Here is a 13,866-nt window from a genome sequence, read left to right on the forward strand (position 1 = left end):
CTGAGTGTCAAAACTTCTTACGAAGCATGGTTATGAAGTGCCCAGCATGAAAATTCCGTAATCAGGTGTTCTACATAGAAGAACGGTAGAGCAGTCAGATCCACAAGCGAAGAATGTAGCTTCGCACGTGGACCCGCCATGGCTTCTTTCACAGCTGTCGATCTATCAAAACTTCAAGCGCCGGACCTAATCGAAGCGCTGGACTTCGAGACGATTCTTGCCGAGGCGTTGGCCCAGTTCCGACGCCTGATGCCCGAATTTTCTGCGCTCACGGAAGCCGACCCTGTCTACAAGCTACTGCAGCTGTTCGCTGCACGCGAGCTGCTGCTCCGCCAGCGCGCCAACGACAAGGCGCAGCAAACCATGCTGGCCTTTGCCACCGGCACCAACCTCGATCACCTTGGCGCGTTATTCGGTGTCGCACGCCTGGTGCTCGATCCGGGACAACCCGAGATCGACATTGCGCCGACCTACGAGTCGGACGTGGACTTCCGCCGCCGGATCCAGTTGGCGCCGGAGGGCTTCAGTGTTGCCGGCCCCGAGGGCGCCTACATCTATCACGCGCTCAGTGCGGCGGCCGATGTCATGGACGCCAGCGCCACCAGCCCCGCGCCTGGCCAAGTCCTGGTCACGGTCCAATCGCGCACCGGCGATGGCGCTGCTCCCCAGGCGTTGCTGGATGAGGTCGCTGCGATCCTCACCAACGATGATGTGCGCCCGCTGACAGACAATGTCACGGTCCAGAGCGCCGAGATCGTCCCGTACGCCATTCGTGGGCGCGTCTACACCTACGCTGGCCCCGACTCGGCGGTGGTCATGCGCGAGGCCATGCGCAGCTTGCTGGCCTATCTTGCCGAGGCCCACCGCATTGGCCGCGACGTCCCCGAGTCAGCGATCAAGGCCAAGTTGTTTGTCGATGGCGTGCAGCGTGTTGAGCTGGACTCGCCTGCAGCCGACATTCGGATCAGCCGCACGCAGGCTGCGTACTGCACATCAATCGACATCGTGCACGCCGGCATCGATGAGTAGTTCACCGCTGCCGCCTAATGCCACGCCGATGGAACGCGCCCTGGCGACCGTCACCGAGCGCCTGGAAGCGATCCCGCTGCCATATCCAGACCTGTGGAATCCGGACACGTGCCCAGCCGGCCACCTGCCGTGGCTGGCGTGGACGCTATCGGTCGACGACTGGAAGGCCGACTGGAGCGATGCGGTCAAGCGCTCGCGCCTGCGTAGCGCCATGGCGATCCAGCGCCGCAAGGGCACCGCCAATAGCGTGCGGATGGTGGTCGAGTCGTTTGGCGGCGCGGTGGCCATCCGCGAGTGGTGGCAGACCGAGCCGCGCGGCCAGCCGCACACCTTCGAGCTGGCGCTGACGCTGACCGGGGCCGATGGGCAAAGCGCCAGCGCCCGGTTCGTCGAGGAAGTCATCGCCGAGGTCGAGCGCACCAAGCCTGTGCGTTCGCATTTCAGCTTCACCCAAGGATTCCAGGCCGAAGCACGACTCAACGTCGTGGCGCGCGGCAGAACCACCTTGTTCCTGCGCCTGCAGGGCGAGGCGAGCTAGAGAGCACACATGCCCGGACTCAAACTCAAGATCACCACCGCCGGCCGCCAGGCCCTGATCAATGCCAAGCAGACCGGCACCCAGGCGGTGACCATCGCCGCTGTCGGATTGACCAGCGCGGCCTTCGTTGCCGATGCCGCGCTCACCGCACTCCCGTTAGAGATCAAGCGCCTGACCACCATCGGCGGGACGGTCACGGCCAAGGACACGATGCACGTCTCGGTGCGCGACGAATCCAACGCCGTCTACAGCTGTTACGGCTTCGGCCTGTACCTGGCCGATGGCACGCTGTTTGCCGCTTACGGCCAACCCGCGTTGCTGGTGGAGAAGTCCGGTGCCGCCTCTGTGCTGCTGGCGATCGACGTGGTGCTGGCAGACGTGGACACCGCGCAGATCACCTTCGGAGACACCAACTTCACCGATCCAGCGGCGACATTGGACGTGCCGGGTGTGGTGCGCTTGTCCACCGACGCGCAAGCAATCGAAGGCCTGGACAAAGAGCGGGCGGTGTCGCCGGCCAATCTGATTGCCGTATTGAATGCGCGCCTGGGCGATGCTGCGCCTACCGAGTTCATCAAAGGGCTACTGGCCCGACCGACTGCGGCAGCGGCACGCAACATGCTCGGCCTTCGCTCTGCGGCGACGTTTCATGTTGGCCCTGGCAATGGCTTGGATGCTGATCTCTTGGATGGGCAGGAGGGCGCGTGGTATCGCGACTTCCGCAATCTGCAGAACGTCCCCAGCTCGTTCCTGCTGCCGGGCCAGATCGTCATCATGGCGTCGCTCTTTCCGCCTGCAGGCCTGCTGCTTTGCGACGGCACAGCAGTCTCGCGCACCAAGTATTCGGCACTATTCGCTGCCATCGGCACCGTCTACGGCGCCGGAGATGGCAGCACCACGTTCAACCTGCCGTTGATGCGTGAGGGCACCACGGTCACACACACCAACTCCTCCCAGTTTGTTGGCGTCCACAGCAGTGGGCAGATGATCAGCCACACCCACAGCGCCACCGCCGCTGCTGTAGGCGACCATGCGCACTACACGGCACTCGGCGCGGCTGGCATCCACGCACACGGTGCCAGCGCCAATCCAGCCGGCGATCACGTACACGGTGCGTGGACCGATACGCAGGGCCACCACGGTCACGGTGGTAGCACCAGCGCCTCGGGCGACCACCAGCACCCCGGTGTTATCCCATCCGGCGCTATCAACGGCTATGGCGTGTATCGGGAACGCGACAACGATGCATCTCCCTCTGACGGGTGGACAGGTGCAGGAGGCAACCACGCCCATAGCTTTGGCACCGACGGCGCCGGCAATCACGCCCATAACATCGGCATGAACGGTGTCGGCAACCACACCCATGGCATCGGCATCGCCGAGGGCGGTAATCACGTACACGTGGTGGACCACCGCGGCGCTGGCGCCCACACCCACGCCATCACCGTCAATGCTGCCGGTGGCGCAGACAACTTGCCTGCTGGCCTGCGCATGACCTACTGCATCGCCTACTGAGGAATGACCATGACCAACCCGCTGCCACGCACCAGCACTGCATACGCCTACGACGCTACCACCGGGGAATACACCGGTCCGGTGACCGTCCACCTCTCCGAATTGGAGGGACGCTACCCGCTGCCACCCAACACCGTCGCCGTCGCGCCGGCGCAGCCCGCAGGACTGTATCAACGCCACCGCATAGCGGCGCAGTTGGGGACGTGGGAAGTGGTGCCAGACTACCGCAGCGTGATGCTCTACAGCACCGACACCGCAACGCCTATCGCTAACACGCTTGCACTGGGCGACACGCTGGCGGCAGGGTGCACCACCTCTCAACCCATCGCGTTCCTGCCCACCGACTATCGCCGCAATGTGTGGGACCATGAACGTGCCACTTGGCGCGCGGAGCCCGACTACAGCGCGGCCCTGGTCTGGGAAAAGGCCACCGGTGCGGTCGCACCACGCCTAGCCGCAGGCATCGCGTTACCAGGTCAGCTGACCACCGTGGCGCCGCCTGTGGTGGTCGATGGCACACTGGTGTGGGATGAGGACGCGCAGGCATGGTCCGTGCAACCCAAAGCTCCGGATCCCGCTGCACTGTAGTACCGCGCGTTACGCGGCAAGCACAGTGCGCCACAACATGCAGCCACCGACCATGGCTGCATGGGCAACGCATCCTCCGCACTAAGTAACGCTATTCGTCTGGGCACCGTCGCTGAGGTGAACCTGACGAACGCACGTTGCCGCGTGCAGGTCGGCGAGATGCTGACCGACTACCTGCCGTGGGTGGTCACGCTGGCCGGCACCACCATCATCTGGTCGGCGCCGGCGGTCGGCGAACAAGTGGTGGTGCTATCGCCTGCAGGCGACCTGGCCGATGGCCTGGTGCTACGCGGCCTGTACTCCGACCAATTCGCAGCTCCAGCTGCCTCGGACACGTTGCACGTGCTGCGCTTTGCAGACGGCGCGCAGATCCATTACGACACTGATGCGCATGCGCTGCAGGCCACGCTGCCCAGCGGCGGCACCGCGACCATCACCGCCGATGGCGGCATCACGCTCAACGGTCCGCTGACGGTCAATGGCGCCACCCAAATCAATGGCGAGGTCGGCATCACTGGCACCGCGACCGTCGACACCGACGTGGTGGGCGGTGGGATCAGCCTCAAGAACCACAAGACCACCGGCGTGACCGCCGGTACCGCGCTCAGCGGGGGCCCGCAATGATCGGCATCGACGCCACCACCGGGCGGGTGATCGAGGGCGAGCAGCACCTGGCCCAGTCGATCGCCTGCATCCTCACCACGCCGATCGGCACGCGCGTGCATCGCCGCGACTTCGGCTCGCTGCTCCCCGAGCTGATCGACCAGCCGTTCAACGGCGCCACCCGCACGCTGCTCTACGGCGCGACCGCCACCGCGCTGATGCGCTGGGAGCCACGCCTGCGGCTGACACGCGTCGGCTTGGTCGTCGGTGATGCCCCCGGCAGCTTCGTACTGACCGTCGAAGGCCAGCGCACCGACGTTGCGCCTGCCAATGCGCGCTCGCGCCTGACCATCCCGCTCCGCTTCCGCTCGTCCTGATCGAGGAACCTATGTCCACTGCCTACCACCACGGCGTTCGCGTCATCGAAGTCAGCGCGGGCACGCGCACCATCCGCACCGTCTCCACCGCCGTTGTCGGCCTGGTCGCCACCGCCGCCGATGCGGACGAGACCCTCTTTCCGCTCAACAAGGCTGTGCTGCTTACCGACGTGCTCGGCGCGATCGCCAGCGCCGGCACCAAGGGCACGCTGCGCGCAACGCTGCAGGGCATCGCCGACCAGACCAACCCGGTGACCATTGTCGTACGCGTGGCCGAGGACGAAGACGCGGCCAAGACCACCAGCAACGTCATCGGCGAGGCCAAGTCCAGCGGCTATACCGGCCTGTATGCCTTGCTCGCCGCGCAGGCGCAGCTGGGGGTGCGCCCGCGCATCCTGGGCGCGCCTGGCCTGGATACGCTGCCGGTCGCCAAGGCACTGGCGACCATCGCCAAAAAGCTGCGCGCCATGGCCTATGTGCGACCGGTCGCCGACACCGTCGCCGAGGCAGTCACCTACCGCGGCCAGTTCAGCGACCGCGAGCTGATGCTGATCTGGCCGGACTTCCTAGCCTTCGATACCACCACTAGCACCACGACCGCCGCGTATGCCACCGCGCGTGCGCTCGGCCTGCGCGCCAAGATCGACACCGAACAGGGCTGGCACAAGAGTCTGTCCAATGTGCCCGTGGCCGGCGTCACCGGCATCTCCAAGGATGTGCACTGGGATCTGCAGGATCCGGCCACCGATGCCGGCGTGCTCAACGAAGGCGACATCACCACGCTGATCACCTTCAACGGCCAGCGCTTCTGGGGTTCGCGCACGTGCGCCGAGGACAGCATGTTCGCGTTCGAGACGGCCACGCGCACGGCGCAGATCCTGGCCGACACGATCGCCGAGGGCGTGGCGTTCTACGTCGACAAGCCGATGCATCCCTCGCTGGTCAAAGACCTGCTCGAAACGATCAACGCCAAGTTCCGCGATCTCAAGTCCTCCGGCTATCTGATCGATGCCAACGCCTGGTACGACGGCACGGTCAACAGCGCCACCACGCTGGCCGATGGCGCGCTGCGGATCGATTACGACTACACGCCGGTACCGCCGCTGGAGAACCTGCAGCTCTACCAGAAGATCACCACCAGCTACCTGGCCGACTTCGCCGACCGCGTCAACGCGTAACGCACCTGATCTGATTCCCGGAGAAACCCATGGCTTTGCCCAAGAAACTCAAAGCGCTCAACCTGTTCAACGACGGCGAGAGCTATCTCGGCCAGGTGGTCGAGGTGAAGCTGCCAACGCTCACTCGCAAGATGGAGGAGTACCGCGGCGGCGGCATGAATGGCCCGGTCGATATCGACTTCGGCCAGGAAAAGATCGAGCTCGAATGGAAGTGCGGCGGTCTGATGCGCGGTGTGCTGAATCAGTACGGCGCCACCACCCACAACGCCGTGCAGCTGCGCTTTGCCGGCGCCTACCAGCGCGACGACACCGCAGAAGTCGATGCAGTGGAGGTGGTCGTGCGCGGCCGCCACAGCGAGATCGATCCGGGCACCGGCAAGTCCGGCGATGACACCGAGTTTTCGGTCAAGACCTCGGCCAGCTACTACAAGCTGACCATCAACGGCACCACCGTGATCGAGATCGATTTCGTGAACATGACCGAGATCGTCAACGGCGTGGATCTGCTCGCCGCCCAACGCCGCGCCATCGGCGCCTGACCCTTCCGGCCTGGCGCCGCCGGGCCTATGTCCTGAGACCATTCCGATGACCCCGACATTTTCCCCAGCCGTTCTCCTCGACCAGCCCATCGTGCGCGGCGAGCAGACCATCACCCAGATCAACGTGCGCAAGCCTGGCGCCGGCGAGCTGCGCGGCCTCAAGCTCACCGACGTGCTGCAGCTGGATGTCACCGCACTGGCAACGCTGCTGCCGCGTATTTCCTCGCCCACGTTGACCACCGCCGACGTCAACGCGATGGATCCGGCCGATCTGCTGGCCGTGGGCCAGGAGGTGCAGGTTTTTTTCTTGCCCAAGGCACAGAGGGAAGCGGACTTCCCGACTGCGTAGAGGATGCGATGGCCGACATCGCGGCCATCTTCCATTGGCCGCCGTCTGAAATGGACGGCTGGTCGCTGCACGAACTCACGGCGTGGCGCGAGCGTGCCCGCCTGCGAAGCGGAGCCGAATGATGCCCCACCCGAATCCCGAGGCCGCCTAAATGGCGGCCTCTGACAATCTGCGCCTGCAGGTCATCCTGGCCGCAGTCGATCGCGCTACCGGTCCGTTCCGCCGCGTGCTCAATGGCAGCCGTGGCGTTGCCACGGCGCTACGCAACCAGCGTGATGCGCTGCGCCAGCTCAACAGCCAACACCGCGACATTGGCGCCTACCGCGAGCAGGTGGCTATGGCGCAGCGCGCCAAGGCCGCGCTCGATGCGCAGCGGCAGTCGGTGCGCACGCTTGCCCAACAGATGAAGGCCGCCGGCACGCCCACTGCGGCAATGAATGCCGAGTTCGAGCGCGCCGTACGCACCGCTCGTGAGCTCAAGGCCGCTCATGGTGCACAGGAAGCCGGCCTGCAGCGGCTGCGCGGCCGGCTGGAGACGGCCGGGATCAGCACGCGCGACCTGGTCACCCACGAGCGCCGCTTGCGCAGCGAGATTGAGAGCACCAACACCGCCATGCGCGCCCAGCAGCAGCGCCTGGTGGCGATCGATGCTGCACAACGACGCAGCGCCCGCATCCAGAGCGCCGGCCTGCAGGCGAGCGCCTATGGCGCCGGTATGGCGTTCGCCGGCCAGCGGGCCTTGCGCGCCTCCGCACTGCCGATCAGCGATGCGATGGAATTCGAGTCGGCGATGGCAGACGTGCGCAAGGTCGTGGACTTCAGCACGCCGCAGCAGTTCGCCCAGATGGGCCGCGATGTGGAGAACCTGTCCATGCGCCTGCCGATGCTGCCGGCCGACATCGCCAAAATCGTCGCGGCCGCCGGTCAAGCGTCCATCCCGCGCCAGGAGCTGGTCCGCTTCGCTGAGGACGCCGCCAAGATGGGCGTGGCCTTCGACAGCAGCGCAGAGGAAGCCGGCCAGACGATGGCGACCTGGCGCACAGCGTTTCGCATGGGCCAGGCCGAGGTGGTCGTGCTGGCCGACAAGATCAACTACCTCGGCAACACCGGCCCGGCAAGCGTCAACAAGATCAGCGCGGTGGTGAACCGCATCGGTGCCCTGGGCGAAGTCGCCGGCCTGCAGAGCGGCCCGCTGGCGGCCTTGGGCGCCACGATTGCCGGCATGGGCATCGAGTCGGAAGTCTCGGCCACCGGCATCAAGAACATGTTGCTCACCCTGGCCTCGGGCGAGTCGGCCACCAAGAGTCAGCGCGAGGCCTTCGACAAGCTTGGCATCAAGGCCACCACCATGGCCCAGGTGATGCAGAAGGACGCCGGCGGGGCAATCATGTCCGTGCTGCAGAAGCTGCGCGCACTGCCCAAAGCCGAGCAGGCTGCGACCATGACGCAGCTGTTCGGGCGCGAGTCGATCGGTGCGATCGCACCGCTGCTGACCAATCTGGAGCTGCTGCAGGGCAACCTCGCCAAGGTCGCCGACGCGCAGCGCTACGGCGGTTCGATGTCGGCCGAGTACGCATCGCGGGTGGCCACCTCGGCCAACTCGCTGCAGCTGCTGAAGAACACCGCCGTGGTGGTGTCCCAATCGATCGGCCAGACCCTGCTGCCGCAGTTCAAGGAATTGACCGAGCGCACCGCCGCCGTGGTCGGCCAGGTCACAACGTGGATCCGCGCCAACCCAGCCCTGGTCGGTGCGATCGCCAAGGTCGCAATCGGTGGCGCGGCGTTGCTCACCGTCCTGGGCGGGCTGCTGGTCGCCGGCGGCGTGGCCGCGATGGCGTTCTCGCAGATCCACGGCGCCGTCGCACTGCTGTCGGGCGGCGGCGGATTCGGCGCGCTCATTCGCCAGGTCCTGTCTTTTGGCGGCCGCGTGCTGCCCATGCTCGCCAACGGTGCGCGCCTGCTGCTGCCGCTGCTCGGCGGCGTCAGCCTGCCGGTGCTGGCGATCGGTGCAGCCGTTGCGGCGGTGGCGCTGCTGGTGTGGAAGTACTGGGGGCCGATCAAGGCCTTCGCCATCGGCGTGTGGCAAGGCATCGTCGATGTGGCCGCGCCGGTGCTGGCCGAGCTGCAGACCGCGCTCGCGCCGCTGGGCCCGGTGTGGGACACGGTGGCCGCCGCGATGGGCCAGGCCTGGGCGTGGGTGAAGCAGCTGCTGACACCGTTCGAGGCCACCACCGCGCAGTTGCACGGTGCAACGCAGGCCGGCCGCGGCTTCGGGCAGATCCTGGGCGCGGTACTGGTCACCCAGCTGCAACTGGCGGTCAAGGCGATCGGCTGGCTCGTGCAGGCGTTCGTGTTCGTGCTGCCGGTGATCAAGCAGATCCTCGGCGGCGTGTGGCAGACCGTCCAGGGCACGTGGTCGCTGATCGTGGGCGTGTTCACCGGGAACGGCGATCGCATCCGCCAAGGGCTGCTGCAGCTGTGGGCCGGCATCAACCTGCAGCTAGCCAACTGGCCGGCCCGCATGCTGCAGGCCGGCGCAGACATGATCAGCGGCCTTGTCCAGGGCATCCGCTCCAAGCTCGGCGCCGCCGGCGATGCGATCGCCAGCGTCGGCAGCGGCGTGGTCGATCGCTTCAAAGGCTTGCTGGGCATCCACAGCCCCTCGCGCGTTTTCGCCCAGCTGGGCGACTTCACCATGCAAGGCCTCACCGTGGGCCTGCAGCGCGGCCAAGGCGCGCCTGTGCAGGCCGTGACGGCGCTTGGCAACCGGATGCGTGCGGTGGGCACTGGGCTGGCCCTGGCGACCGCCACAGCGCCGGTGGCAGCGATCGACAGCCGCGCGCCATTGACCGCACCTGCGCGCGCACCAGGCGCGCCTGCAGGCGGGAATAGCTACGTCATCCACGTCCACGCCGGGCCCGGCATGGACGCCACCACACTGGCGCGCGAAGTCGCCCGCCAACTTGAAGAGCGCGACCGGCGCACAGCGGCGGCCCGCCGCTCCAGCCTGCGCGACGACTGAGGATCCACCCCGATGATGATGTCCTTCGGCACCTTCGTGTTTTCCCTCGACAGCGCCGCCTTCCTGCAGCTGCAGCGGCAGATGAGCTGGCGCCATGCCACCAGCGAGCGCGTCGGCGCGCGGCCAGCCAGCCAGTTCCTGGGCCCGGGCGACGACACCATCGACCTGTCTGGCTTGATCGCACCCGAGCTCACCGGCACGCGCGCGTCGCTGGACACGCTGCGCGAGCTCGCAGCCGATGGTGAGCCGCTGCCGCTGGTGGATGGCGCAGGCGTGGTCTACGGGCCGTATCTGCTGCTGTCTATCAACGAGACAGCCTCGCTGTTCTTCGAGGACGGAACACCGCGCCGCATTGAGTTCCAGCTGAGCCTGCGCCGCGCAGACGACAGCACCCCGGAGGCGACCGCCGCATGAGCTACCCGATTCCGCAGTGGCGCGTGGTGCTCGATGGCATCGACCTCACCGAGCGCATTGCCCCGCGCCTGCTCGACCTCACGCTCACCGAGTGCCGCGGCGGCGAAGCCGACCAGCTGGATCTACGCATCCACGACCACGACGGCAAGATGGCGCTGCCCAAGCGCGGCGTGCGCCTGGCCGTGGCGTTGGGCTGGAAAGATACTGGCCTGGTCGACAAAGGCACCTTCATCGTGGACGAGGTCGAGTACCGCGGTGCGCCGGACATCATCACCGTGCGGGCGCGCAGCGCGGATCTCACCGCCGACATGCGCACGCGCCGCGAACGCAGCTGGCACAACACCACGCTCGGCGCCGTGCTCAACGCGCTGGCCGGCGAGCATGGATTGACGCCGCGTGTGGCAGAGGCGCTCGCACGCACGAAGCTGCCGCACCTCGACCAGGCAAACGAGAGCGACATGAATCTGCTTACCCGCCTGGGGCAGCGCTTTGATGCAGTGGCCACGGTCAAAGCAGGCGCGCTGCTGTTTGCGCCGATCGGCGCGGGCACAACTTCAACCGGCAAGCCACTACCGACCGTCACGCTGACGCGCCGCGACGGTGACCAGCATCGCTACTCGGTAGCGGACCGCGACGCCTACACCGGCGTGCGTGCGTACTGGGTGGACAAGGCCAAGGCGCGGCGGCAATCGGTGCTGGTGGGCACGGACGACAATGCCAAGCGCCTGCGCGAGTCGTATGCCGATGAGGCTACCGCACGCCAACATGCGCACGCGGAGCTGGAGCGGGTGAAACGCGGCTTGGCGAAGTTCGACTACACGCTGGCGATCGGGAGAGCGGATCTGTTCCCAGAGCAAATCCTCACGGTGAACGGATTCAAGCTGGAGATTGATAAGCAACGTTGGCTGATTGCAAAGACTACCCACACGGTCAACGGTTCGAGCGGCTTCACCACTGCACTTGAGTTAGAGAGTGCGTCTTAAGCCGTCGCGCACCCTTATCACGAGAGCATCATCCGCTCCTGTGTGACACGTCAACAACGAACCATCGCTCGATACTCTGCACCTCACCAACTGTTCCTGTGCATGCGCAACAGCCTGGGCATACGTAGCAAAACCAGCTGTTGGGAACTGGTGTCTATGCAACGTCAGACCGCCGCACCTTGATACCAGCACTTCCGAAAAAAACATAGCGCCGAGGGTGGCAGCATGCGCGGTCAGAACGTAATCACCAAGCTGTCGAATCATATGTGCATCCATGCAAAGCCGTTCTAGCAGTTGGACATTTTAAGACACTGCAGAGCACGCTTCATCGGCGCATTTCCTACCGAAAATATAGGAATTACCTGATAGCCGAACAGACCCAGCCTGTGTAGCGTCGGCAATGGATGTCAGGTCATCTCGCGCTGCCAGGACGGCGGCGAAAGGATCGCACGGAGCTACGCGCCGACACCTGGAAGCCGCCGGAACTTTCCGGCGGCTTTTTTTTAGATGCCCGCAATAGTCCCAGACAGGCTGGCTCTTCTGCCCCAGCGGAGCAGCAAGCCATGCCGAGTGGTTGGCACGCTATCTACTCAAGAGGACTCGGAGGCGCGCTTTTTCGCGCACGATCTGATGATGTAAGTCCGCCATGCTCCCCACTTCCGCTTTGATCACGTGCCGCCACTGGTCTCGCTTAGCCTTTAACTGATCAGGCATACAGACACGAGTGGCAAACGGAATGAAGGCAAAGACCATTACGTAGACGAGAAGATCAAACGGCCCAGAGTTGGGTGGCAGCTGATGGGGCAGCACAGCCCATAGAAACGCCGTCAGCCCCATCCAGGGCAACGCGCACACTGCGGACCAGAGACGCGCCTGGCGCAGCGTTTCTTCCGACGTGCTGTAAGCAAGCTGCAAAGCAGACAGGCTTGGGGCTGCTGGTGCAACCGCCTCAACGTGGTAGTGCTGCACGATGCGCTCAGCGACGTTGAGCTGCCCGACCTCCGAGTCGTTCACCCCGACATGCATCGACTCGTTTTGCGAATTTGTTCCCATTACTGCCACCTTCTCAACCTAACCCCTAAAACTCACCGGGCAACCGCCGATAACGCACTCTTTTGCGAGGACCAGCTGTCCGATCTGCAGTTCAATTAGGACTTCTTTTTTTTCCGATCGCCCATGTTGATCTGCATGTTGTTTTGATTGATCGCGCCCGTGCTGGTCACCATAGTACCCACCCGGCTGTTGTCGTTGAACGTCACCGTAGGCGCATCCCTTTCGCTAACACTCCTTGCAAGTCCAAGGTTGTCCAGCATCGCAGCGCGCATGTCCTGCGGCGCCGCGCGGAACGCAGCCACCAGCGCAGCCTCGCACGGGTCTAACTCCATCCGCTGTTCCAAGAGCACGTACGTGATGTCTACACCACGCGCGTGCGCAGCCAATAAATAAGCTCCTCCGGGCATGTTCTGGTCTTTCTCGAAGTACAGCTGCGCCCACTTCGAGATGCCGCACGCGTCGGCCATCTCTTGCTGCGTCAAGCGCAGACGCTTTCGCTCTTCCTTCAGGCGTTTCCCTACAGTCACTAAGGTTTTTCCTCATATTGACAAAGTTGGTGTTAACACCAACAATTTCCAAAACCGCAGACGACCGCCAACGATGCCCCGCAAAGAGCAACCTCAGCAGCAGTTCCACCCCCGAACCACAGCAGAGGCGCGGCAATGGTTGGTGTCCAACGGCATCACGGTTTCAGGATTCGCCCGGCAACTTGGGGTGAATCGCACTGTTGTCGACGATCTGCTCCGAGGCCGCTCACAAGGCAAGTACGGCGATGCGCACACGGCTGCGATTGCTCTTGGCCTCAAAGCACCGCCGAATTATGCCGCAAAAGTCCAAACTTCCAAGCGCTCTAAGGGGTGAGCATGTTCGGTCGGAAAAAAATCGTTTTTCGCTGCGAGGCGTGCAGTGCAAGGCTGATCAAACGCACAAGCTTCCTCGCGCACAAGTTCCTTCGACACGACTCCTATGTGTGTGAGAACCCGATGTGTGGCGCGACCTATACAGGCCATTCGGAGTTGACCGGCATTGCCAGCCCCAGCGGTGTGCCCACATCTCACAGCGAGCTTCCACCGACACCCGCGTATGAGCGCGCACAAGCGCTGCAGGCTTACCGCGAGTCGTTAGGCGACCGCCAGCTGGATCTGATTCCTCTCAGCGGCGAGCCGCTCTTCCCTCACATCTGAGGCATTTCTAATGCGAAAGACCCTTGATTGGGCGGCATTGCCGCCCACGGCGAAGCTTTGCCTGCAGGTCGCCCTCATCCACGGCGGGCTGGTGAAAACCGAGTACGGCTACATCGGCCGCACAGCCTCGCCAGACACGGATCAGCGCTTTGGCGCGGTCGTCGTTGCCACGCTGATGCGGGAAGGGCTTGCGACCTCTGCTGATGATCGCCTGGTCGTGCTGACCGACACTGCCACCGTTCTGTCTCATCTCCACCGCGCGAAGAGTGGGGTAGGCTCGTGAGGCATGCCAATAGTTGGTTCACCGCACAGGAGCCGCGCTTCGTCGATGCGGCGAGCAACGTCCCACAGCGCGTTGCTCCGCATGCCAAGCACGAGGAAGCGCGCCTGCTCGCCGCCGCAGTTGATGCGCACCGTCGTGCAGGCGGCGCGTATCACGTGATCGACAACGCCACATCTCCGCCTGCGCCTCGGCGCGTGCTCGGCGTTTAAGG

19 protein-coding genes are annotated in these 13,866 nt (G+C 64.8%); 17 read left to right on the forward strand and 2 right to left on the reverse strand.

Features of this window, described 5'->3' with window-relative positions; genetic code table 11:
• The first annotated feature begins 138 nt into the window (after positions 1 to 138).
• From AC06DU_RS18230 to AC06DU_RS18290, 13 genes are all read left to right on the forward strand, one after another.
• Entirely contained in the window at positions 139 to 1,029 is an 891-nt protein-coding gene (locus AC06DU_RS18230) for a baseplate assembly protein (protein ID WP_478202967.1), read from the forward strand.
• Complete coding sequence (locus tag AC06DU_RS18235) at positions 1,022 to 1,567, forward strand: phage tail protein I (protein WP_478202968.1); 546 nt, start codon at positions 1,022 to 1,024, stop codon at positions 1,565 to 1,567. The genes AC06DU_RS18230 and AC06DU_RS18235 overlap by 8 nt, the downstream gene beginning before the upstream one ends.
• A gap of 87 nt (positions 1,568 to 1,654) precedes the next feature.
• Complete coding sequence (locus AC06DU_RS18240) at positions 1,655 to 3,082, forward strand: phage tail protein (protein ID WP_478202969.1); 1,428 nt, start codon at positions 1,655 to 1,657, stop codon at positions 3,080 to 3,082.
• A 9-nt stretch (positions 3,083 to 3,091) separates the two neighbouring features.
• Entirely contained in the window at positions 3,092 to 3,670 is a 579-nt protein-coding gene (locus tag AC06DU_RS18245) for a phage tail protein (protein WP_478202970.1), read from the forward strand.
• A 60-nt stretch (positions 3,671 to 3,730) separates the two neighbouring features.
• Positions 3,731 to 4,294, forward strand: coding sequence for a phage baseplate assembly protein V (locus AC06DU_RS18250; protein WP_055821091.1), 564 nt, complete (start codon positions 3,731 to 3,733; stop codon positions 4,292 to 4,294).
• Positions 4,291 to 4,650, forward strand: a complete 360-nt coding sequence (locus tag AC06DU_RS18255; RefSeq protein WP_228427348.1) for a GPW/gp25 family protein — start codon at positions 4,291 to 4,293, stop codon at positions 4,648 to 4,650. The genes AC06DU_RS18250 and AC06DU_RS18255 overlap by 4 nt, the downstream gene beginning before the upstream one ends.
• A gap of 11 nt (positions 4,651 to 4,661) precedes the next feature.
• On the forward strand, positions 4,662 to 5,828 hold the full coding sequence (locus tag AC06DU_RS18260) for a phage tail sheath protein (protein ID WP_228427347.1): 1,167 nt from the start codon (positions 4,662 to 4,664) through the stop codon (positions 5,826 to 5,828).
• Between the two features lie 29 nt (positions 5,829 to 5,857).
• The gene (locus AC06DU_RS18265; protein WP_055821085.1) at positions 5,858 to 6,367 is read left to right on the forward strand and encodes a phage major tail tube protein; all 510 of its coding nucleotides are present in this window, start codon (positions 5,858 to 5,860) and stop codon (positions 6,365 to 6,367) included.
• 46 nt (positions 6,368 to 6,413) lie between these two features.
• A complete protein-coding gene (locus AC06DU_RS18270) occupies positions 6,414 to 6,716 on the forward strand; it encodes a phage tail assembly protein (RefSeq protein WP_228427346.1) in 303 nt (100 codons plus the stop codon).
• A gap of 8 nt (positions 6,717 to 6,724) precedes the next feature.
• On the forward strand, positions 6,725 to 6,838 hold the full coding sequence (locus AC06DU_RS18275; protein ID WP_005922203.1) for a GpE family phage tail protein: 114 nt from the start codon (positions 6,725 to 6,727) through the stop codon (positions 6,836 to 6,838).
• A gap of 29 nt (positions 6,839 to 6,867) precedes the next feature.
• On the forward strand, positions 6,868 to 9,738 hold the full coding sequence (locus AC06DU_RS18280) for a phage tail tape measure protein (protein ID WP_478202971.1): 2,871 nt from the start codon (positions 6,868 to 6,870) through the stop codon (positions 9,736 to 9,738).
• A gap of 12 nt (positions 9,739 to 9,750) precedes the next feature.
• Positions 9,751 to 10,152 (forward strand): phage tail protein, encoded by a 402-nt coding sequence (locus tag AC06DU_RS18285; RefSeq protein WP_478202972.1) that lies wholly within the window; start codon positions 9,751 to 9,753, stop codon positions 10,150 to 10,152.
• Positions 10,149 to 11,135: a phage late control D family protein gene (locus AC06DU_RS18290; RefSeq protein ID WP_478202973.1), complete on the forward strand. Its 987-nt coding sequence runs from the start codon at positions 10,149 to 10,151 to the stop codon at positions 11,133 to 11,135. The genes AC06DU_RS18285 and AC06DU_RS18290 overlap by 4 nt, the downstream gene beginning before the upstream one ends.
• Positions 11,136 to 11,717: 582 nt before the next feature.
• Here the strand turns inward: AC06DU_RS18290 and AC06DU_RS18295 are convergent.
• The gene (locus AC06DU_RS18295) at positions 11,718 to 12,188 is read right to left on the reverse strand and encodes a hypothetical protein (protein ID WP_478202974.1); all 471 of its coding nucleotides are present in this window, start codon (positions 12,186 to 12,188) and stop codon (positions 11,718 to 11,720) included.
• A gap of 95 nt (positions 12,189 to 12,283) precedes the next feature.
• Complete coding sequence (locus AC06DU_RS18300; RefSeq protein ID WP_478202975.1) at positions 12,284 to 12,715, reverse strand: helix-turn-helix domain-containing protein; 432 nt, start codon at positions 12,713 to 12,715, stop codon at positions 12,284 to 12,286.
• 73 nt (positions 12,716 to 12,788) lie between these two features.
• On the opposite strand from AC06DU_RS18300, the gene AC06DU_RS18305 reads away from it, so the two are divergent.
• From AC06DU_RS18305 to AC06DU_RS18320, 4 genes are read left to right on the forward strand one after another with little or no spacing between them, the layout of a single operon-like run.
• Complete coding sequence (locus AC06DU_RS18305) at positions 12,789 to 13,049, forward strand: helix-turn-helix domain-containing protein (RefSeq protein ID WP_323488114.1); 261 nt, start codon at positions 12,789 to 12,791, stop codon at positions 13,047 to 13,049.
• Positions 13,050 to 13,051: 2 nt separating this feature from the next.
• Positions 13,052 to 13,372, forward strand: a complete 321-nt coding sequence (locus AC06DU_RS18310; RefSeq protein WP_040941069.1) for an ogr/Delta-like zinc finger family protein — start codon at positions 13,052 to 13,054, stop codon at positions 13,370 to 13,372.
• Positions 13,373 to 13,382: 10 nt separating this feature from the next.
• Positions 13,383 to 13,655, forward strand: coding sequence for a hypothetical protein (locus tag AC06DU_RS18315; protein ID WP_478202976.1), 273 nt, complete (start codon positions 13,383 to 13,385; stop codon positions 13,653 to 13,655).
• The gene (locus AC06DU_RS18320) at positions 13,652 to 13,864 is read left to right on the forward strand and encodes a hypothetical protein (protein WP_076036772.1); all 213 of its coding nucleotides are present in this window, start codon (positions 13,652 to 13,654) and stop codon (positions 13,862 to 13,864) included. The genes AC06DU_RS18315 and AC06DU_RS18320 overlap by 4 nt, the downstream gene beginning before the upstream one ends.
• The last annotated feature ends 2 nt before the right edge of the window (positions 13,865 to 13,866 follow it).

This window comes from Xanthomonas sp. NCPPB 3200, from assembly GCF_056393585.1.

What these genes read in the sequence shown, in the direction of transcription:
- AC06DU_RS18305 (WP_323488114.1), top strand. Translation starts at nt 12,789, where the DNA reads ATGCCCCGCAAAGAGCAACCTCAGCAGCAGTTCCACCCCCGAACCACA.
- AC06DU_RS18280 (WP_478202971.1), top strand. Translation starts at nt 6,868, where the DNA reads ATGGCGGCCTCTGACAATCTGCGCCTGCAGGTCATCCTGGCCGCAGTC.
- AC06DU_RS18250 (WP_055821091.1), top strand. Translation starts at nt 3,731, where the DNA reads ATGGGCAACGCATCCTCCGCACTAAGTAACGCTATTCGTCTGGGCACC.
- AC06DU_RS18235 (WP_478202968.1), top strand. Translation starts at nt 1,022, where the DNA reads ATGAGTAGTTCACCGCTGCCGCCTAATGCCACGCCGATGGAACGCGCC.
- AC06DU_RS18255 (WP_228427348.1), top strand. Translation starts at nt 4,291, where the DNA reads ATGATCGGCATCGACGCCACCACCGGGCGGGTGATCGAGGGCGAGCAG.
- AC06DU_RS18270 (WP_228427346.1), top strand. Translation starts at nt 6,414, where the DNA reads ATGACCCCGACATTTTCCCCAGCCGTTCTCCTCGACCAGCCCATCGTG.
- AC06DU_RS18310 (WP_040941069.1), top strand. Translation starts at nt 13,052, where the DNA reads ATGTTCGGTCGGAAAAAAATCGTTTTTCGCTGCGAGGCGTGCAGTGCA.
- AC06DU_RS18245 (WP_478202970.1), top strand. Translation starts at nt 3,092, where the DNA reads ATGACCAACCCGCTGCCACGCACCAGCACTGCATACGCCTACGACGCT.
- AC06DU_RS18260 (WP_228427347.1), top strand. Translation starts at nt 4,662, where the DNA reads ATGTCCACTGCCTACCACCACGGCGTTCGCGTCATCGAAGTCAGCGCG.
- AC06DU_RS18275 (WP_005922203.1), top strand. Translation starts at nt 6,725, where the DNA reads ATGGCCGACATCGCGGCCATCTTCCATTGGCCGCCGTCTGAAATGGAC.
- AC06DU_RS18295 (WP_478202974.1), bottom strand. Translation starts at nt 12,188, where the DNA reads ATGGGAACAAATTCGCAAAACGAGTCGATGCATGTCGGGGTGAACGAC.
- AC06DU_RS18285 (WP_478202972.1), top strand. Translation starts at nt 9,751, where the DNA reads ATGATGATGTCCTTCGGCACCTTCGTGTTTTCCCTCGACAGCGCCGCC.
- AC06DU_RS18265 (WP_055821085.1), top strand. Translation starts at nt 5,858, where the DNA reads ATGGCTTTGCCCAAGAAACTCAAAGCGCTCAACCTGTTCAACGACGGC.
- AC06DU_RS18315 (WP_478202976.1), top strand. Translation starts at nt 13,383, where the DNA reads ATGCGAAAGACCCTTGATTGGGCGGCATTGCCGCCCACGGCGAAGCTT.
- AC06DU_RS18290 (WP_478202973.1), top strand. Translation starts at nt 10,149, where the DNA reads ATGAGCTACCCGATTCCGCAGTGGCGCGTGGTGCTCGATGGCATCGAC.
- AC06DU_RS18230 (WP_478202967.1), top strand. Translation starts at nt 139, where the DNA reads ATGGCTTCTTTCACAGCTGTCGATCTATCAAAACTTCAAGCGCCGGAC.